Source organism: Nocardia colli, assembly GCF_008704205.1.
Lineage (GTDB): Bacteria > Actinomycetota > Actinomycetes > Mycobacteriales > Mycobacteriaceae > Nocardia > Nocardia colli.
The window spans coordinates 149,053-167,058 of sequence record NZ_VXLC01000014.1; the positions used below are offsets into that span (position 1 = coordinate 149,053).

17 protein-coding genes are annotated in these 18,006 nt (G+C 67.9%); 11 read left to right on the top strand and 6 right to left on the bottom strand.

Annotation, left to right across the window (positions count from 1 at the left end; all coding sequences use genetic code 11):
• Window positions 1-6 precede the first annotated feature (6 nt).
• The gene (locus F3087_RS25125) at window positions 7-1,056 is read right to left on the bottom strand and encodes a 3-oxoacyl-ACP synthase III family protein (protein ID WP_150404492.1); all 1,050 of its coding nucleotides are present in this window, start codon (window positions 1,054-1,056) and stop codon (window positions 7-9) included.
• A gap of 559 nt (window positions 1,057-1,615) precedes the next feature.
• On the opposite strand from F3087_RS25125, the gene F3087_RS25130 reads away from it, so the two are divergent.
• Window positions 1,616-3,109 carry a flavin-containing monooxygenase gene (locus tag F3087_RS25130; RefSeq protein WP_150404493.1) on the top strand — a complete coding sequence of 498 codons (1,494 nt, stop codon included), beginning with the start codon at window positions 1,616-1,618 and terminating at the stop codon, window positions 3,107-3,109.
• Here the strand turns inward: F3087_RS25130 and F3087_RS25135 are convergent.
• On the bottom strand, window positions 3,106-3,804 hold the full coding sequence (locus F3087_RS25135; protein ID WP_223885318.1) for a TetR/AcrR family transcriptional regulator: 699 nt from the start codon (window positions 3,802-3,804) through the stop codon (window positions 3,106-3,108). The genes F3087_RS25130 and F3087_RS25135 overlap by 4 nt on opposite strands.
• Before the next feature lie 141 nt (window positions 3,805-3,945).
• Between F3087_RS25135 and F3087_RS25140 the strand changes: the two genes are divergently transcribed.
• Window positions 3,946-4,713 carry a ferredoxin reductase gene (locus tag F3087_RS25140; protein ID WP_150404494.1) on the top strand — a complete coding sequence of 256 codons (768 nt, stop codon included), beginning with the start codon at window positions 3,946-3,948 and terminating at the stop codon, window positions 4,711-4,713.
• Window positions 4,714-4,783: 70 nt separating this feature from the next.
• Here F3087_RS25140 and F3087_RS25145 read toward each other — a convergent pair whose 3' ends face one another.
• Window positions 4,784-5,455 carry a TetR/AcrR family transcriptional regulator gene (locus F3087_RS25145; protein WP_150404495.1) on the bottom strand — a complete coding sequence of 224 codons (672 nt, stop codon included), beginning with the start codon at window positions 5,453-5,455 and terminating at the stop codon, window positions 4,784-4,786.
• A 168-nt stretch (window positions 5,456-5,623) separates the two neighbouring features.
• On the opposite strand from F3087_RS25145, the gene F3087_RS25150 reads away from it, so the two are divergent.
• Entirely contained in the window at window positions 5,624-7,195 is a 1,572-nt protein-coding gene (locus tag F3087_RS25150) for a succinic semialdehyde dehydrogenase (RefSeq protein ID WP_150404496.1), read from the top strand.
• Between the two features lie 31 nt (window positions 7,196-7,226).
• A complete protein-coding gene (locus F3087_RS25155; RefSeq protein ID WP_150404497.1) occupies window positions 7,227-8,057 on the top strand; it encodes an SDR family oxidoreductase in 831 nt (276 codons plus the stop codon).
• 3 nt (window positions 8,058-8,060) lie between these two features.
• Here F3087_RS25155 and F3087_RS25160 read toward each other — a convergent pair whose 3' ends face one another.
• Window positions 8,061-8,861: a putative protein N(5)-glutamine methyltransferase gene (locus F3087_RS25160; RefSeq protein WP_150404498.1), complete on the bottom strand. Its 801-nt coding sequence runs from the start codon at window positions 8,859-8,861 to the stop codon at window positions 8,061-8,063.
• 123 nt (window positions 8,862-8,984) lie between these two features.
• Window positions 8,985-9,854: a YdcF family protein gene (locus tag F3087_RS25165; RefSeq protein WP_150404499.1), complete on the bottom strand. Its 870-nt coding sequence runs from the start codon at window positions 9,852-9,854 to the stop codon at window positions 8,985-8,987.
• 224 nt (window positions 9,855-10,078) lie between these two features.
• Between F3087_RS25165 and F3087_RS25170 the strand changes: the two genes are divergently transcribed.
• The 7 genes from F3087_RS25170 (at window position 10,079) to F3087_RS25200 (ending at window position 17,079) form a co-directional block, all read left to right on the top strand.
• Window positions 10,079-10,930, top strand: a complete 852-nt coding sequence (locus tag F3087_RS25170; RefSeq protein WP_150404500.1) for a bifunctional 5,10-methylenetetrahydrofolate dehydrogenase/5,10-methenyltetrahydrofolate cyclohydrolase — start codon at window positions 10,079-10,081, stop codon at window positions 10,928-10,930.
• Between the two features lie 287 nt (window positions 10,931-11,217).
• Window positions 11,218-12,516: an MFS transporter gene (locus F3087_RS25175; protein ID WP_223885319.1), complete on the top strand. Its 1,299-nt coding sequence runs from the start codon at window positions 11,218-11,220 to the stop codon at window positions 12,514-12,516.
• A gap of 77 nt (window positions 12,517-12,593) precedes the next feature.
• Window positions 12,594-13,313, top strand: coding sequence for a GntR family transcriptional regulator (locus tag F3087_RS25180; protein WP_150404502.1), 720 nt, complete (start codon window positions 12,594-12,596; stop codon window positions 13,311-13,313).
• A gap of 124 nt (window positions 13,314-13,437) precedes the next feature.
• Complete coding sequence (locus F3087_RS25185) at window positions 13,438-13,980, top strand: thiamine pyrophosphate-binding protein (protein WP_150404503.1); 543 nt, start codon at window positions 13,438-13,440, stop codon at window positions 13,978-13,980.
• A 2-nt stretch (window positions 13,981-13,982) separates the two neighbouring features.
• Window positions 13,983-14,573: a thiamine pyrophosphate-dependent enzyme gene (locus tag F3087_RS25190; RefSeq protein WP_150404504.1), complete on the top strand. Its 591-nt coding sequence runs from the start codon at window positions 13,983-13,985 to the stop codon at window positions 14,571-14,573.
• Window positions 14,570-15,949 carry an aldehyde dehydrogenase family protein gene (locus tag F3087_RS25195; protein ID WP_150404505.1) on the top strand — a complete coding sequence of 460 codons (1,380 nt, stop codon included), beginning with the start codon at window positions 14,570-14,572 and terminating at the stop codon, window positions 15,947-15,949. Before F3087_RS25190 ends, F3087_RS25195 begins: the two co-directional genes overlap by 4 nt.
• Entirely contained in the window at window positions 15,946-17,079 is a 1,134-nt protein-coding gene (locus F3087_RS25200) for a mandelate racemase/muconate lactonizing enzyme family protein (RefSeq protein WP_150404506.1), read from the top strand. Before F3087_RS25195 ends, F3087_RS25200 begins: the two co-directional genes overlap by 4 nt.
• A 9-nt stretch (window positions 17,080-17,088) precedes the next feature.
• Here the strand turns inward: F3087_RS25200 and F3087_RS25205 are convergent, their stop codons facing one another.
• Complete coding sequence (locus F3087_RS25205; protein WP_150404507.1) at window positions 17,089-17,859, bottom strand: hypothetical protein; 771 nt, start codon at window positions 17,857-17,859, stop codon at window positions 17,089-17,091.
• Between the last annotated feature and the right edge of the window lie 147 nt (window positions 17,860-18,006).

Sequence of the window (18,006 nt, forward strand, 5' to 3'; positions counted from 1 at the left end):
CTGACCTCAGACCTTCAGAGACGAGATGGTGGTGGACAGGAAGCCGGTCACGATGCCGGAGGCGGCCGGAATCATCAGCAGCTTCGAGCCCGCCGGGATGTTCTGGTCGCTGAGCTGATCGTGCAGGACGATGAAATGCGAAGTGGTGGAGGTGTTTCCGTACTTCTCGATGACCCGCAGATCCGGCGGCATCGGGGTGCCGAACTCGCGCTCGCAGATGGCGTTCATCCACGGAATGGCGGCCGCGCCGAACTGGTGGTGGATGACGTAGTCGAAGTTCTCGTCGGCGAAGGTGCGGCCCTGCGCCTGCAGGTAGTTGATCTGGCTGTTGGTGCCCAGCAGGAAGCGGTCTTCGTTGTGCATTTTGCGGTTATCGGTGTACAGCGCAACACCCTGGCTCTTGTCGCTGGGCATGCCGAGACACAGCTGCGAGTACTCCGCGGCGGTCATCATCTCGATGTAGTGGATCTTGTCGTTGTCGTCGACGGCCTCGTCGAGCACGACCGCGGCGCCCGAGTCGCCCACCGACAGCGACGCGAACTGCAGATCGTATTTCTCCGAAATCTCGGCCACCGCGGTGTCGGCGATCGGAGTAATGGCCTCACCGCTGACCACCATGCCGTTGCGCACCGCACCCGAGCGGATCATCCGGTCCAGAATGTAAGTGCCGGTGAGCATTCCGGCGCACGCGTTCGATACATCGAACGTAATGGCGTTCGGTGCGCCGATAAGACGGCTTATCGAACCCGCGAAGGATGGCTCCATGTACATGCGGGTGGCGTGGTTGCTCCGCGTGATGGAGGTGGAGATGATGACGTCGAGCTCGCTCGCGTCGTACCGCGACCTGGACAGACAGTCCTCGGCGGCCTTCATGGCGATCGCGAAGGAGTCCTCGTAGCTGTCCGGGTTCGTGTCGTGCACCCGGCGTTCCTGCACTCCGGTAATTTTTTCGAGATCGAAAGACGGGGGTTCCTTCAGCCGGGAGAGCAGCTCCTGGGTGGTGACGATATTCGAAGGCAGATAGGCGCCGATGGATTCGAATCGAGAATGCGACACGCGCGCTCCTGGAAATCGTGGAAAGAAAACGGTTCCGGATCGTCTCTGATCTTCGGTGCGACGGACACTACCCGACGGTAACTACGAACGCCTATGGCTCGGATGTTGGGGTGAGCGACAGTGTGAGAGTAGGTGTTCCGTGAGGTATCACTAACTGGTGACCGACTGGCTATGGAGGGTGAACAGTGCCGCTCCGGCACGAATTTTGCGGGTCGCCAATGGTTTTCGGGTCTGGTGTGCGGAGGCTCGGCGGCGTTGTGCATAACGACGCCGAGACGGACTGGCGAATATTCAGCTAACGAAATGTTCGCGGTGGAGAACGGGTGGCGCGCCGTCGTGATGTGAGTGAGTTCACTGCGAGTCGGGCAATTGGATACCGTCCGGTTTCGCTCGGCGCATCCTTCTCGTGTAGCGCTTAACTACGTTGTGGCCGAACGGAATCCGCGCAAAGCGGGCGGTATCAATGCGGCAGATACATCCCACGATTTATCCGGCTGCGCGGGCGCAACTGTCTGGGTCGTAGGCTGGGCACGCACCCCGCCTAGCCGAGGAGACAGCGATGACAACCGCTACCGAGCACATCGATGTGCTCATTGTCGGGGCCGGACTGTCCGGCGTCGGCGCGGCCTATCAATTGCAGCGAGCGTTCCCGCACCGGACCTACGCGATCCTGGAGGGGCGCGCGGCGCTCGGCGGGACCTGGGATCTGTTCCGCTACCCCGGAATTCGCTCCGACTCCGACATGTACACCCTCGGCTACCGGTTCAAGCCGTGGCTGGGGGAGAAGTCGATCGCCGACGGCGACACCATCCTCGACTACGTCCGGGAGACGGCCGCGGAGAACGGCATCGATCGCCACATCCGGTTCCGGCACCGGGTGCTGCGCGCCGAATGGTCCTCGGTGGACAACCGCTGGACCGTGACGGCCGAGCGCACCGACACCGGCGAAACCGTCACGCTCACCGCCGGTTTCCTGTTCTCCTGCTCCGGCTACTACCGCTACGACGAGCCCTATGTACCGGAGTTCGCCGGCGTCGACCGCTTCACCGGGCCGGTGGTGCATCCCCAGTCCTGGCCCGCGGACCTGGATTACGCGAACAAGAAGGTGGTGGTGATCGGCAGCGGCGCGACCGCGGTCACCCTCGGACCGGCGCTGACCGAGCAGGGCGCGCACGTCACCATGCTGCAGCGCAGCCCGAGCTATATCGTCTCCCGGCCCGCCCGGGACAAGATCGCGATGAAGGTGCGCCGCTATCTGTCCCCGCGCGCGGCCTACGCGGTGGTCCGGGCCAAGAACGTGGCCTTCACGACGACGATGTACGAACTGAGCCAACGTTATCCGGCCTGGATGCGCGAACGCATCCGCGGCCTGCAGCAGCGCTGGCTGCCGCCGGGCTACGACATCGACACGCATTTCACGCCCCGCTACGACCCGTGGGATCAGCGACTCTGCCTGACCCCCAACAACGATTTCTTCCGGGCCATCCGCAAGGACAAGCTGGAGATCGTCACCGACCGGATCGAGACGTTCACCGAGACCGGCTTGCGCCTGGCCTCCGGCGCGACGCTGGACGCCGACATCATCGTCACCGCAACGGGATTGAACCTGCTCGCGTTCGGCGGCATGGATATCGTGGTGGACGGCCAGCCGGTGCAGCTGTCGGAACGCATGGCCTACAAGGCGATGATGCTCTCGGACGTGCCGAACTTCGCCTACATCATCGGCTACACCAACGCCTCGTGGACGCTGAAGGCGGATCTGGTGTCCGAGTACGTGGTTCGGTTGCTCCGGCACATGGACCGGCGCGGGTACGTGCGCTGCATGCCGGTGGGTGATCCGTCGGTCGGCGCCGAATCGTTGTTCGCCGACTTCAATCCCGGCTATGTGCTGCGCTCGGCGAGCGAGTTCCCGATCCAGGGCGATCGTGCGCCGTGGCGGTTGCGGATGAACTATCTGCGTGACCTGGTCACGCTGCGGCACGGATCGGTCACCGACGACGCGATCAGTTTCGGCAAGGCCGGGCGCCCTGCGCCGGTGGCGGTGCCGGACTAGGCCTCGGTGATCACCGAAGAACGGGCGCGGGCAATGTGTTCCAGCACGGTCGCGGCGTGCTCGTCGAATCGGGCACGGGGGACCGGGATCTCACCGTCCAGCCAGGGCCGGTAGAGGTAGGCGAGGGCGCCGAAGATGGCGCTGGCGTTGAGCGCGTTGTCGTGTTCGTCGGGTGGGGCGTTCGAGTAGTCGCCGGCGCTGATCGTCAATGCGATCGGCGCCGTGAATAATCCGATGAGTTCGTTGGCGCGGGGCATCAGCACCGGGGTGGCCTGCGATTCGACGAACATGATCCGGCCGCGCCGGCGATCCTCGACCAGGTAGTCGGTGAAGACGCCGACCAGGTGCCGGAACATGGCGTCGCGTTCGATCGGCGCGGTGGGCAACGCGTCGAGCAGCCGGTCGCGCGCGCCGAGGACGACGGCGTCCAGCACGGTGGTGAGCAGCGCGTCCAGGTTCGCGAAGCTCTCGTAGAAATAGCGTTCGGTGAGCCCGGCCTGCCGGCACACGCCGCGCATGGACGTCTCGGCGGCGCCGACGGTGGCCATCAGTTCGGTGCAGGCCTCGATGAGCTGCTCCCGGCGTCCGGCGACCCGATCGGCGGGGGACCGTCCGCGCCAGCGGCGCATGCCGGGGATGGACCCGTCGTCTTCGGCGACCATCCCGCCATCTTCGCACAGGCCGGGTATTGACATCGGGTGATGTTGACAGCGTCTGATGTCATCAATAGATTGCCAACATGCTGGGCTTCGTTGCCGGTGCTGGGCTTCGCCGATCAGAGATGAGGGATGCGAGATGGGCTCCACGGTCTGTACCGATCAGGCGCACGCGGTCGAGTGACGGCCGTCGAGGAAGGGTATCGGGCGGGTTCCGGGCTGCGGATGATGGCCTCGGCCGACGCGCACAAGCGAGTACTCGGAGAAGCTGATGCGCCGCAGTCACTTTCGATGCGGCAGGTCGTCGTCGATCGGATCGAGCCGGAGGCTGACGGGGTTGTCAGCCTGATCTTGACCGATCCGGACGGCGTGCGGTTGCCCGCATGGACGCCCGGCGCCCACCTCGACGTGGTTCTGCCCTCGGGCAGGCGGCGGCAGTATTCGTTGAACAGTGATCCGGCCGATCACGGGCGATACCGAATTGCCGTGCGCCACATCGCCGATGGCAGTGGCGGATCGAGCGAGATCCACGAGCGATTGCGGGCCGGGGATCGGTTGTCGGTGCGTGCGGTGCGCAACACCTTTCCGTTCAGCGCGGCCCAGCAGTACCTGTTCGTCGCCGGCGGCATCGGCATCGCGCCGATCCTGTCCCTCGTCCACGCCGCCGAACGCGCCGGAACACCTTGGCGGCTCATGTATTTCGGCCGTTCCCGGGCCCGGATGCCGTTCCTGTGCGAACTGGCGCGGCTGACCGGCGGCGACGTGGTGGTCCGGCCGGACGACGAGTTCGGCCGGCCGAACCCGCGGATGATCTTCGAGCAGACCCCGACCGGCGCGACCGTATACGTCTGCGCCCCACCGTCGTTGGCCGAGTCCGCGCGACAGGTGCTGTCGCTGCACGATCCGACGGCGTCGCTGTACACCGAGCGTTTCGCGCCGGTGTCCTGAAACCTGTGGACTCGGCGACCAACGTCGTTCGCCGGGTTCGCGGGTCAGCGCTCCGCTGACCCCGCCGCGATCACACCGGGAAGATGCCGGGCAGCCGCATCGCGTATTCGAGGTCGGTGCGGGTGCCGAGCGTGGTCAGCAGCACGCGGATCATCGTAAGCCGGCCCGCGGCAACCGTTTCCGGGTCCGGTTCGCTGCCGGGGTCGGTGCCCGCGGAGATGCGGTAGACGATGTACTCGCACACGTGCAGTGCGGCATCGAGATCCAGCGGGCTGGGGACCGGGCGGCCGAGTTCGGTGAATCTCTCGCGGACGAGCGCGCGGATATCGTCCAGTGCGCGTTCGCGATACGCCGAGACCGGCGAGCCGGGGTCGTGCAGTTCGGCGAACAGCGGGCGCAGCATGGCGCCGTGGCCGCCGGCCCAGTCGAGGTAGGCGTCGATCAGCCGGATGCCGAGGTCGACGGGTTCGTCGGTGCCGATGAGGGCCAGCCGGATGCCGTCGACCAGGCCGTCGTTGGAGGTGTTGAGCAGTACGTGCAGCGGCTCGGTCGCGTTGCCGAAGTAGCGGTAGAAGGTGGGGCGGGCCAGGCCGGCCTGCTCGATGATCTGCGCGACGTTCAATCCGCGCGATCCGTGGCGGGTGAACACCTCGGCGGTGGCGAGCACGATCCGGGCGCGGACCTCCTCGGCCTGCTCCTGCGTCTGCGGCGGCCGGCCGCGCCGCGTGGTCGCCTCGGTCATCGCGCCTCGGGGACATGGTGCCGGCTCACAGCGAAGCGCCGGTCATGTCTGTGTTCCATGACGAAGAGCTTGACACGAGGTGTGGCACGCCTATTAATCTAACACTAGTGTTCAGTTAAAGGCGGATGCGCTTCCGGCTCGTCCGACCGTCCAATGAGAGGGCCGACAATGACGACCGCCTCCCAGCTCGCCGCCGCCGACGCGTTGCCATCGTCGCTGGTGGAGCCGTTGCTCGCCCGGGCGGTCGCGGGTGGTGCGCCCGCGGTCGAGGTGTTCGCGCCGGCCACCGGGCGCAAGATCGCGGACCTGCCGCAGTCCTCGGTCGACGACATCGACCGGGCCTTCGCGACGGCGCGCGCGGCACAGCAGGAGTGGGCCCGCCGCCCGATCCGCGAGCGCGCCGCGGTGCTGCGCCGCTTCCACGACATCGTGCTCGCCGAGCAGGACACCATCCTCGACATCGTGCAGACCGAGACCGGCAAGTCGCGCGCACACGCCTTCGACGAGGTCGGCGATGTCGCGGTCAACGCCAGGTACTACGCGCAGGTCGCGGCGAAACTGCTGGCCACCCGCAAGCCGCGCGGCGTGCTGCCGGTGCTCACCCAGGTCGACGTGCGACACCGGCCGAAGGGCGTGGTCGCGGTGATCTCGCCGTGGAACTACCCGCTCGCGCTGGCCGCCTCCGACGCGCTGCCCGCCCTGGTCGCGGGCAACGCGGTGGTCGCGCGCCCGGACAACCAGACCGCGATCACCGCGCTCTGGGCCATCGACGCCGCCGAACGCGCCGGCCTGCCGAAGGGGTTGTGGCAGGCCGTGCTCGGGCGCGGTTCGGTGATCGGCCACGAGGTGATCGGCCGCGCGGACTACGTCGACTACACCGGTTCCAGCGCGACCGGCCGCACCATCGCGCAGCAGGCGGGCGAGCGGCTCATCGGCTACTCGCTCGAACTCGGCGGCAAGAACCCCCTGGTGGTGCTCGCCGACGCGGACGTGTCCAGGGCCGCAAAGATCGCCATTCGCGCCTGCTTCGCCTCGGCCGGGCAGCTGTGCGAATCGATGGAGCGAATCTATGTGCACGACAAGGTGTATGACCAGTTCGTCGCCGAATTCATCGAGCAGGTCAAGGGAATCGAGCTCGGCGGCGGGCTGAACTACGACAACGACATGGGCTCGCTGACCTTTCCGCGCCAATTGGACACGGTCCGTTCGCATGTCGACGACGCGGTGGCCAAGGGCGCGACGGTGCTGGCCGGCGGCAAGCACCGGCCCGACCTCGGCCCGTACTTCTACGAGCCGACCGTGCTGAGTGGGGTGCGGCCCGGCATGACGGTGTACCGCGAGGAGACCTTCGGCCCGGTCGTGTCGATCTACCGGGTCGGCAGCGACGACGAGGCGGTCGAGCAGGCCAACGACACCGCCTACGGCCTCAACGCCAGCGTCTGGACCAAGGACATCGGCCGTGGTCGCGAGGTCGCGGCGCGGATCAACGCCGGTTCGGTGAACGTGAACGAGGGCTTCATCGCGGCCTGGGGCAGCGCCGACGCGCCGTCCGGCGGGCTCGGCATCTCCGGCACCGGGCGCAGGCACGGCGCCGAGGGCCTGCTGAAATACATCGACACCCAGACCATCGCGGTGCAGCGGGTGCTGCCGATCGCGCCGCTGCCCGGCATGTCCGAGGAGCTGTGGGCCAAGACCATGACGTTCTACTTCGGGGTCATGAAAAAGCTACGGCAGAAGTAACTTCCAGCGGAATCGACAGGGATAGGGACGGATGAAACTCGACACGGTTGCGGGCAAGAAGGTGCTCGTCACGGGCGCCGCGATGGGCCTGGGCAAGCTGTTCGCCGAGCGGGCGGTGCGCGAGGGCGCGGCCGCTGTGGTGCTGTGGGACATCAACGAGCTCGCGCTGAAGGAAACCGCCGCGGAGCTGACCGGTCTCGGCGGCACCATCCATCACTTCGTGGTCGACGTGTCCGCGCCGGACGCCATCGCCGAGGCGGCGGAATCGGTCCGCGCCGAGGTCGGCGCGATCGACATCCTGGTCAACAACGCGGGCATCGTCCGGGGCAACAGCTACTTCTGGGACACGGAGAATCGCGGCGACATCGAGAAGACGATGGCGATCAACGCGCACGCGCCGATGTACGTCACCCTCGAATTCCTGCCCGCGATGGTGGCCGGTTCGGCCGAGGCGCGGGTGCTGACCATCGCGTCGTCGGCCGGTCTGGTGTCGAATCCGCGGATGAGCGTGTACGCCGCGTCCAAGTGGGCGGCGCTCGGTTGGTCGGATTCGGTGCGCATCGAGCTGGAGCAGGCGGGGCACGAGCACGTCAAGGTGACCACGGTCTGCCCGACCTACATCAACACCGGAATGTTCGACGGCGCAAAGGGATTCCTGTTCACGCCGATCCTGGAGCAGGACGAGGTGGTCGACACCTCGTGGCGCGCGATGAAGAACGGCACGCCGCTGGTGATCCTGCCGTGGACGTCGCGGCTGAACAAGGCGTTGTCCGGCATCCTGCCGATCAAATTGCGCGATCTGTTCCTCAATACCGTCGGCGTGTACCACTCGATGGACGAGTTCACCGGTCGCAAGAAGTAGGGACTAGCGGGCGGGTCTGGTGCCGATGACGACGGTGGCGTAGTCCTCGTCGGATTCGGCGATCCGGCCCGCGAGTCCGTGTTCGGCCAGCACGTCGAGGGCGATCGGGGCCTGCGTCTCGCTGGATTCGATCAGCAGGTGGCCGCCGGGGGCGAGCCAGGTCCGGGCGTCCGCGGCGACCCGGCGGAAGATGTCCAGGCCGTCCGGCCCGCCGTCGAGGGCGGTGCGCGGTTCGTGGTCGCGGGCTTCCGGCGGCATCCGCTCGATCATGCCGGACGGGACGTACGGGGTGTTGGCGAGCAGGATGTCGATGCAGCCGTGCAGTTCCTCGGGCAGTGGTTCGAAGAGATCGCCCTGATAGACCGGTGCGCCGATCGGCGTGAGGTTGCGGCGAGCGCACTCGACGGCCACGGGGTCGATATCGGCGGCGGCGAGGGTCACGAGGGTGTGCTCGGCGGTCAGCATCGTGGCCAGTGCGAGACCCAATGCGCCTGAGCCGCAACATAAATCGACGACCATCGAATGACGGTTGCGGGCGCGGACCAGATCCGCGGCGGCTTCGACGAGAAAAGCAGTGCGCTGGCGTGGCACGAATACGCCCGGCGCCACGGCGACCCGTAGGCCGTGGAATTCGGCCCAGCCGAGCAGGTGTTCCAGGGGCGTGCCGGCTACCCGCTGCGCCACCAGGGCGTTCAGGTCTACGCCGGTTTCCGCGGCGGCGGCGATGAGCAGGCGGGCCTCGTCCTCGGCGAAGACGCATCCCGCTGCGCGTAAGACCTCGACCACCTCGGTGCTAACTGCCATCACCCGCACATACTGCCGTGCGCGGCTGCCGTCGAGCCACTGGATTTTCCGGCGTCGCCGGTCGCGGCGACTGCGCATCCGGGATCCGCACGGTCGCGCGGATCCCGGATGCGGGCGCTGAACTCAGCGCGAAGTGTCCAACTCGAACGTTCGGGTGGCGTCGAGATAGATGCCGCGCTGGGACTGCCGGGCCGGCGGCGGCAGCTGGGAGACCAGCTGTTCCAGCGACGTGGTCGCGCCGACCACCTGGGTGCCCGCCACGATGAAATCGGCGACCGCGCGCCGGATATGGTTGGGCGAGGTGACCACGACCGCGCTGGTCGCGCCGACCTCCCGCAGCTTCTGCGTGCCGAACAGCGCGTTCTGCACGGTCGATCCGGCCCGGCCCTCCACGCTGATCCGGTTCGGCGGCACGCCGTGCCCGATCAGCCAGCCCGCCATCGCGTCCGCCTCGGTGATGCCGTTCTGCGGGTTGCCGCCGGTCACCACGATGGGGGACAGGGGAGCGGCGATCGATTGCAGCCAGGCCGCGGTCAGCCGGTTCACCAGCTCGGGGCGCAGTGCGCCGTCGGGCAGCAGGCCGTAACCGAGGACGACGATGCCGGTCTGCGGACCGATCAGCGCGGGCAGCGGATTCGGCAGGGTGCCGACGGCCGCGCCGATGGCGTTGAGCACGTTGGTCGTGCCGGCCGCCATGCCCGGGTCGACGACGTTGAGCCGGGCCATCGCGTCGGCGAGCGCCGGTAGGTCACCCGCATAGTGCGACCAGATGGCCTGTAGCGAGAGAGCGTCGGCGTCGCCGGGGTCGGCGCCGATCAGGTTACGCAGGTCGGCGCGGCCGGCGACATCGTTGCCGTCGGTGAAGTTGCGCTGGGCGGAGTTGTAGAGGGCGTCGGTCTCACCGGCGTGCGCCGGGACGGCGGCCAGTCCGGTGACGATGGTGGCCGCGAACAGGGACGCCGCCAGATGTTTCCAGTGCCTCGATATCTTCACTACAGTCGACACCTTTCCGCGAAAATGCTGTGGGCATAGAACGGGTAGGGCACGTGCTGGCAGTTAGCCGTGGGCAAGCATGATCACGATACGGCGGCGTGATCTGGAAATCGCGTATTTGCCGGGTGGATTCTGCGGCTTATTTGCGGCATCGGGACAAACCGGGCGCGGCTCGTCGGGCGCGGTCACCGCGTCGCGCGGCCGCCCCGATAAGGTGTGACAACGTGGATACCGTTTCGCTGACCGGCAAGGAACTCGCCGCCGCCATCAACGCCGACACCAAACAACGTGCCGCCGCGCGCGCCGAGGCGGGCGCCGCGCCGCGCCTGGCCCTGATCGTGGCCAACGACGACCCGGCCAGCGCCTGGTATGTGAACTCGCTGCGCAAGGCCGCCGAGCGTCTCGGAATCGCTTGCGACACCGTCGATCTCGGCGCCGACGCGAGCGTGGACACGATCCGCGCGGAACTCGCGGCGCGCAGCGCGGACCGCGCGACCGACGGCATCATGTTGCAGACGCCGCTGCCGGCCGGCATCACCCTCGAAGACGTCAGCTCGGCGATCGCCGCGACCAAGGACGTCGACGGTGTGAGCCCGCTGTCGCTCGGACTGCTCGCCTCCGGGCTCGACGGATTCGTCGCCGCGACGTCCGAAGCGGTGGTCGAGTTGCTGAAGCAGCACGAGATTCCGCTGTCCGGTCGGCATGTCGCGGTCGTCGGGCGGTCCAACGTGGTCGGCAAGCCGCTCGCGCAGCTGCTGCTCGCCGAAAACGCCACTGTCACAATCTGTCACTCGCGGACCACCGACCTGCCCGCCGTCACGTCGGCCGCGGATGTCGTCGTCGCCGCGGCGGGCCGCATCGGCCTGGTCACCGGCAAGCATGTGCGCGAAGGCGCGGTCGTCGTCGATGTCGGCACCAACGAGGCCGCGGACGGCAGCATCGTCGGCGACGTCGATGCCGATTCGGTACGCGGCAAGGCCGCCGCGCTGAGCCCGGTCCCCGGCGGGATCGGTCCCGTCACCACGGCTCTGCTCATGCGGCACGTCGTCGTCGCCGCGGAAAAAGCCGCGAACTAGACGATCCGCGGAGTTCAGCTCCGCTACGCCAACGGCCGGTCCGGGCCAGCATCGCGACCCCGGACCGGCCGTCGTTGTTTCCGGCCCGCGCCGCAACTAGCGTATTTCGGCTATCTCCGTTCGTCGCGTCTGCGAAACTCTTGTGCGTCAGGTCACAGCATGAGTAGCATGCCACTCATCAAGTGAGACATGTTACTGATCTAGGTGGCATGCCATCGCAGCTTGTGGCTCTGTGCTGTGGAGGAAAGAAGATGGACCGTGCGATCCCCCGTACCGAGGGGGAAGTTATGCAGGCGAACGCAATCCGGAAGATCACCCGCCGGGTGGTGCCGTTGCTGGTGATCGGCTACATCGTTAGCTATATCGACCGGATCAACGTCAGCTTCGCCAAGTTCGGGATGGAGGAGACGTTCGGCATGAGCGCGACCCAGTACGGGTTCGTGGCCGGCATCTTCTTCGTCGGATACGTGCTGGCCGAGGTGCCGAGCAACATCATCATGACCAAGGTGGGCGCCCGGATCTGGCTCAGCCGGATCCTGGTCACCTGGGGCATCATCGCCGCGCTGACCGCGTTCGCGACCAGCGTCGAGATGGTCTACGTGCTGCGCTTCCTGCTCGGCGTCGCGGAGGCGGGCTTCTTCCCCGGCATCATCGTCTATCTTGCCCGGTGGTACCCGAATGCCCAGCGCACCAAGGTGATTGCCACGGTGATGGTGGCGATCCCGGTGGCCAGCGTGCTCGGCAGTCCGCTCAACGGATGGATCCTCGACACGTTCGACGGTGCACTCGGAATGGACGGCTGGCGCTGGATCTTCATCGTCGGCGGCGTGCCCGCGATAGTGCTCGGCGTGGTGTTCTTCTTGTTCCTCACCGAATCGCCGGAAAAGGCGATGTGGCTCGACGAGACCGAGCGTGCGTGGTTGAAGGAGACCCTGGACGCGGAGAACGCCGAACGCGCGCAGACCGCGCCGGCCGGTCACCTCGCGGCGCTGCGGGACAAGCGGGTGATCGCCCTGTGCCTGGCCTACTTCCTGCTGCTGTGCGGGGCATATCCGCTGGCCTACTGGATGCCGTCGGTGGTCAAGGAGGTCGGGCACGGGCTGACCAGCTTCCAGATCGGCTGGCTCTCGGCGATCCCGTTCCTGCTCGCCGCGGTCGGGATGTACATCACCGGGCGGCTGGTGCGCAACGACCGTTCGTCGCGGCCGGTGCTGATCGCGCTGGCCATCTCGGTGGTCGCGTTCACCGTGACGGCGTTCGCGCTCGGCTCGCCGCTGCTGGCGTTCACCGCGATCACCGTGGCGACGATGGCCGCGCAGACCGCGAAACCGCTGTTCTGGGCGGTGCCCACGGCCTACCTGGCCGGTGCGGGCGCGGCCAGCGGCATCGCGCTGATCAACTCGCTCGGCAACGCGGCCGGGTTCGTCAGCCCGTACGCGTTCGGCTGGATCAAGGACGCGTCCGGCGGGCACACCAGCTTCGCGATCGCGGTGATGATCTTGGCCAACGTCGGCGCGCTGGTCGTGGTCGGCGCCATCGCCGTGCGGACGCGGGCCCGCCGCGCCGCGGCGGTACCCGCTCCCTGAGCGGCTATGCTGGGGAATCGCCCGAGGTCGGTGTGCCACGGGCGATTTCCGTTTGCTTCGCTCCATGAAGAGGTGCCTTGTCGCAGGACGCGGTTGACAGCAAGTCCGAGCAGATCGCTGCCGAGATCCGGGACGCGATCCGGCAAGGGCGGCTCGAGCGCGGCATCCTCTACTCGTCGCGGGAACTGGGCGAACGGTTCGGGGCCTCGCGGACGCCGGTGCGGGAGGCCTTGCTGAAGCTGGCCGATCTGGGCCTGGTCAAGATCGAACGCAACCGCGGCGCCCGGGTGCTCGGGCAGGACGGTCGCGGCATCGTCGACCTGTGCAGCCTGCGCGTGCTGCTCGAACCGCCGGCCTGCCGCAGCGCCGCCGCGGTGATGACCAGCCGCGACGACGAAGCCATGCTGACCGAATACCGGATCATGGAGCGCACGGCCGACGGTGGCGCCGAATACTTCGCCGCCGATGAGCGGCTGCACGAACTGATCCTGCAGGCCAGCGGCAATCGCCGGCTGGCCAAGTTCGTCAACGAGCTGCGCCAGACGCTGGCCCTCGACGGCAGGCACAGCGTGCCGCGCTACCAGCCGGTGGAGACCGCGCTGAAGGACCACTGGGACATCATCGACGCGCTGCGCAAGCGCGACGGGGTCGGCGCCGAGCGCGCGATGCGCAAGCACCTGGTGCGTTCCGGTGATCTGCTCGTCGCGCACAGCAGCGACGACAACCGCGGCCTGGTCGCGGAATGGCGGCGCTGGGTCTCGGTGTCGGTGCCCGAGGGCGACCAAGTCACCTACTGACCGTCCTGTTCCACACTGGACAGGTGTCACTCATATTCGAGTGTTGCATGCTACTAACGATGAGTAGTATGTTGCAGACACCAAGGGGCTGCGATCGGCAGCCGGTCCGGCGAAGGGACATTCGGTGAATTCCAACTCGTATGCGACGTCCGTCGCCAGAGGCATCTGGGCGGCGGAGGTCGATCTGGTCGGGTACGTGCCATCGGTCAGCGTGGCGCCCGTCATCACGGCGCTGGTGGAGAGCAGCGGCGGCGCGGCGGGCATCTCGGAGCGGGTGTTCCCGCTCTCCAGGGAAGAGGAGGCGGCCGGCCTGATCGGCGCGCTGCCGCTGACCGGGAAGCTCGGCGCGATCGTCATGCAGGACAACGGTTTCGGCAATGCGCTGACCGCGCTGACCACGTTCAACGTGGCCTACCACCTGCCGATGCTGATCGTCGCGAACACCCGCGGCGGGCTCGGCGAGTACAACTCGATGATCCACACGTTCAGCCAGCACGTGCCGCGCATGCTCGACCAGTTCGGCATCCAGACCTTCCAGATCGACCGGCGCAGCGGCCCCGAGGACTGGGAATCGGTGGTGACCGAGGCCGGGGTGCACGCCCGCATGACTTTCCGCCCGGTGGTGGTGCTCGCGCACTTCTGGGCGACCGACGGTAAGGCGGCTTGATCGTGAAACGCATCGACGCACTGCGCATCATCGCCACCCACACGACCGATCTGCCGGTGGTGGTGACCTGTGCCGCGTCCAGCCGGGAGCTGGCGGCGGTGGCGGACCGCCCGAACAACCTGTATCTGCTCGACGCGATGGGGCTGGCCGGTTCGGTGGCCACCGGGGTCGCGCTGGGGATCGCGGACACCGACGTGCCGAAGGTGGTGGCGATCGAGGGCGACGGGTCGCTGCTGATGAACCCGAATGTGCTTCCGACAGCGGGCTTTCTGCGGCCGGCGAAGCTGGTGATGGTGCTGCTGGACAACGGCGTGTACGGCGCTACCGCGAACCTGCCGACCTACGGTTCGCGAATCGACCTGGGCGAGTTGGCTGCCGCGGCAGGCTGGACCGTGCGGCGCGCGGCCGACCCGGAAGAACTCGGAGAACGGTTGACCGAGGTGCTGGCCCTCGACGGCCCGGTGTTCCTGCATGTGCGCATCGCGGTGGGCAACGCCACCGGCGTGCCGAAGCTGCTGGAGAACCCGGTGATCCTCGGCCGGCGCTTCCAGGACTGGCTGGCCGCGCGATCCACGGTGCAGGCGGGCCGATGATCACCACGATCAACCCGGTCGACGGAAGTCCTATCGAGACATACTCTTTCACTCCCGATCATCAGCTGTCGGCGCTGTTGAACCGGGCCGTCGCCGCTGCCCGCCGGGCGGTCGACGAGCCGTTCGCGGACCGTGCCGATCGGCTGCGGCTGCTGGCCGCCCGGCTGCGCTCGGACTCGCCGACACTGGCGGCGCTGATCACCACCGAGATGGGCAAGCCGATCGGCCAGGCGATCGCCGAGATCGAGAAGTGCGCGCTCACCTGTGACTACTACGCCGATCGCGTCGCGGATCTCGTTGCGCCGCAAGCGGTCGACGTCTTCCCCGACGGCGGGCAGATCCGAACCCGGCCGCTCGGCGTCGTTCTGGCGATCATGCCGTGGAACTATCCGTTCTGGCAGGTGTTCCGGTCGATGCTGCCCGCGATCGCGATCGGGAACACGGTGCTGCTCAAGCACGCCGACAATGTCACCGGCTGCGCGCTGGCCGTGCAGCGGCTGTTCGACGAGGTGTGCGGCACGGGCGTGCTGACCACCGTGCTGTTGCCGCCGGATCGGATCGGGCCGCTGATCGATGATCCGCGGATCGCGGCGGTGGCGTTCACCGGCAGCAACCGGGTCGGGGCGATCGTCGGGGCCCGGGCCGGTCGCGCGGTCAAGAAGGTGGTGCTGGAACTCGGCGGGTCCGATCCGTTCATCGTGCTGTCCGATGCCGAGGTGGGCGACGCGGCCGCCGCCGCCGTGCGTTCCCGGTTCCTCAATGCCGGGCAGAGCTGTATCGCCGCGAAGCGAATCATCGTCGAGCGGAACATCTTTCCCGAGTTCGCCGAGGCGATGGTGGCCGAACTCGGCAAGCTGGTCGTCGGCGATCCGGCCTTGCCGGGCACCGATATCGGCCCGATGGCGCGCGCCGATCTGCGCGACGAGTTGCGCAGGCAGCTGCACGCGACGGTCGCCGCCGGCGCCGAGGTATTGGTCGGCGGCGCAGGCGATTCCGGTCCGGGCGCGTGGTTCACGCCGACCATCGTCGAGGTGCCCGACACGTATTCCGTTGCGTTCCAGGAGGAAACGTTCGGCCCGCTCGGCGCGCTGCTGCCGGTCGGCTCGGCGGCCGCCGCCCTGACCGCCGCCAACGCCTCCGCCTACGGCCTGAGCTGCTCGATCTGGGGTCGTGACCTCGGCCGGGTCGAGCAACTCGCGGCCAATGTCGCGGCCGGCTCCGTCTTCGTCAACCGCATCTCCGAATCCGACCCGCGCCTGCCCGTCGGCGGGGTCAAAGCCAGCGGGCACGGCCGCGAGCTGAGCAGCTACGGCGCCACGGAATTCGCCAACATCCAGGCGGTACGCACCGCCCCATCCGCGAGGAGCAGTCGATGACCATCACCCGAATCTCAGCCCGCGTGGTCGGCATCCCGGTCGACAAGCCGACCCGAATGTCCAACCGCGACTTGACCGATCGGCACTACGTCCTGGTCGAGGTCACCGACGACACCGGTGCGACCGGCCTCGGCTACACCTACGCCGGCACCAGCGGCGGCGCGCTGACCAAGTGCGCGGTCGACGACGTGCTCGCGCCGGTCTATCTCGGCGCCGACCACAACGACGTGTACGGACTGTGGAGCCTGGCCTACCAGGAGGCGCTGCTCGCGGGCCGCCGCGGCGCCGTGCTGCGGGCCCTGTCGGCCATCGACATCGCGCTGTGGGACCTGCGCGCGAAACGGGCCGGGCTACCCCTGGCCAGCCTGCTCGGCGGCTCGACCACCCCGCTGCCCGCCTACGCGTCCGGCGGCTACTACCGGCCGGACGAGGGCGAGTGGACCGTGGCCGTGCGCAAAGAGATCGAATTCAATGCCGGACAAGGCTTTACCGATCACAAGATCAAGGTCGGCGGCCTGAGCGTGGCCGAGGACGCGCGCCGGGTGGCGGCCGCGATCGAGGCGATCGGCGACACCGGCCGGCTCGCGCTCGACGCCAACAACGCCTACCGCTCGGTGCACGAAGCGCGCCGCGCCATCGAGGCGTTCGAGCGCGCGGCCGGTGACCGGGAGCTGTGGTGGTTCGAGGAACCGCTCTCGCCGGACGCGATCGCCGGGCACGGCGAACTCGCCCTGCAGATCCGCACGCCGGTCGCCACCGGCGAAATCCACCAGACGCGTTGGGAATTCCGGCAGCTCATCGAGGCGGGCGCGGCCTCGATCCTGCAGGCCGACGCCGGGGTGGTCGGCGGGGTCACCGAATGGCTGCGGGTCGCGCACGCCGCCGACGCGTTCGGCCTGCAGATGGCGCCGCACTGGCATCACAACCTGCACGTGCACCTGTGCGGCGCGGTGGCGAACACGCTGGTGGTCGAATACTTCGCGCTGGAGAAGGGCATCTACAACTTCGAACAGCTGCTCACGCCGGAGACCCGGTTGACCTACGGGTCCAATCAGGTGCAGGTGCCGCAGCGGCCGGGGCTCGGCATCGAACTCGACGAGGACGTCGTCGCCAAGTACGAGTTCGCCTGAGCCGCAGGACTACTGGCCGGGGCTGATGGCGCTGATCAGGGTCCGGCCGTCGTCCTTGGTGGTGGTGACGAGCTGCGGGTTGTAGGTGACCGGCGCGCGGCCGGGGCGGTTCTCGGTGACGACCACCATGTACTGGCCGGCGAACGCGCCGGGGGTGATCGCGACGCAGTAGGTGGTGCCCGCCGGAATGCTGTCGATGCCGCGCTGGATGGCGTCGGCCGGCTCCACCGCCGCGTCCGGGGTGGTCGCGGCGCGGACCTCGTCGCCGGAGCGGGTGACGTAGTACGCGTGCTGGAAGGCGAAGATCGCGCCGGGCCCGGAGTCGAAGTTGCCCGCGTCGTTGCCCTTGATCCGGTTGCCGACCTTCTCCGACGTGCACTGCGCGGCGGCGGAGGCGGCCGGGTCGGCGATCCGCGGCGTGCTGGTCGCCACCGAGGTGGGTTCGTCGCCGCCGGCGAAGAACACGAAGGCGGCGGCCGCCACCGCGGCCGCGCCGAGCACGCCGAGCAGCGGCACCACCCAGCGGCGGGCCGAACGGTTGCGCTTGGACCGATCGATCAGTCCGCTGAACTCGTCCTCGAAGTGGTCCGGTGCGTACTCCGGTTCCGGTTCGTGCTCCGGCATCTGGTCGACCCAATCGGCGTACTCGCCCCGATACCGTTCCTCCGGTGCATACCGTTGCTCCGGTGTGTACCGCTGTTCCGGCACACCACGATTCATCATCTGCGGCCCCCGCCCATAGTCGTATCCGGGCTGTGAGCCCATCTCCGGTCGATCCATCGCCCCACCTTCGTCAGGTCATATCGCCAGGTTATCCGCACCGTTCCCGAAATGCAGCAACGTGCGGACGCGTATGTCCAGCCGACTCGCTGTCGCTCCGGGCAGAATACTGCCCGGTTGCTGACAATGGTGTACGCGCGGGGGATA

Excerpts from the sequence above, each read along its gene's own strand:
- F3087_RS25130 (WP_150404493.1), top strand. The coding sequence starts at position 1,616 with ATGACAACCGCTACCGAGCACATCGATGTGCTCATTGTCGGGGCCGGA.
- F3087_RS25135 (WP_223885318.1), bottom strand. The coding sequence starts at position 3,804 with ATGTCAATACCCGGCCTGTGCGAAGATGGCGGGATGGTCGCCGAAGAC.
- F3087_RS25145 (WP_150404495.1), bottom strand. The coding sequence starts at position 5,455 with ATGACCGAGGCGACCACGCGGCGCGGCCGGCCGCCGCAGACGCAGGAG.
- F3087_RS25150 (WP_150404496.1), top strand. The coding sequence starts at position 5,624 with ATGACGACCGCCTCCCAGCTCGCCGCCGCCGACGCGTTGCCATCGTCG.
- F3087_RS25155 (WP_150404497.1), top strand. The coding sequence starts at position 7,227 with ATGAAACTCGACACGGTTGCGGGCAAGAAGGTGCTCGTCACGGGCGCC.
- F3087_RS25160 (WP_150404498.1), bottom strand. The coding sequence starts at position 8,861 with ATGGCAGTTAGCACCGAGGTGGTCGAGGTCTTACGCGCAGCGGGATGC.
- F3087_RS25175 (WP_223885319.1), top strand. The coding sequence starts at position 11,218 with ATGCAGGCGAACGCAATCCGGAAGATCACCCGCCGGGTGGTGCCGTTG.
- F3087_RS25195 (WP_150404505.1), top strand. The coding sequence starts at position 14,570 with ATGATCACCACGATCAACCCGGTCGACGGAAGTCCTATCGAGACATAC.
- F3087_RS25200 (WP_150404506.1), top strand. The coding sequence starts at position 15,946 with ATGACCATCACCCGAATCTCAGCCCGCGTGGTCGGCATCCCGGTCGAC.
- F3087_RS25205 (WP_150404507.1), bottom strand. The coding sequence starts at position 17,859 with ATGGATCGACCGGAGATGGGCTCACAGCCCGGATACGACTATGGGCGG.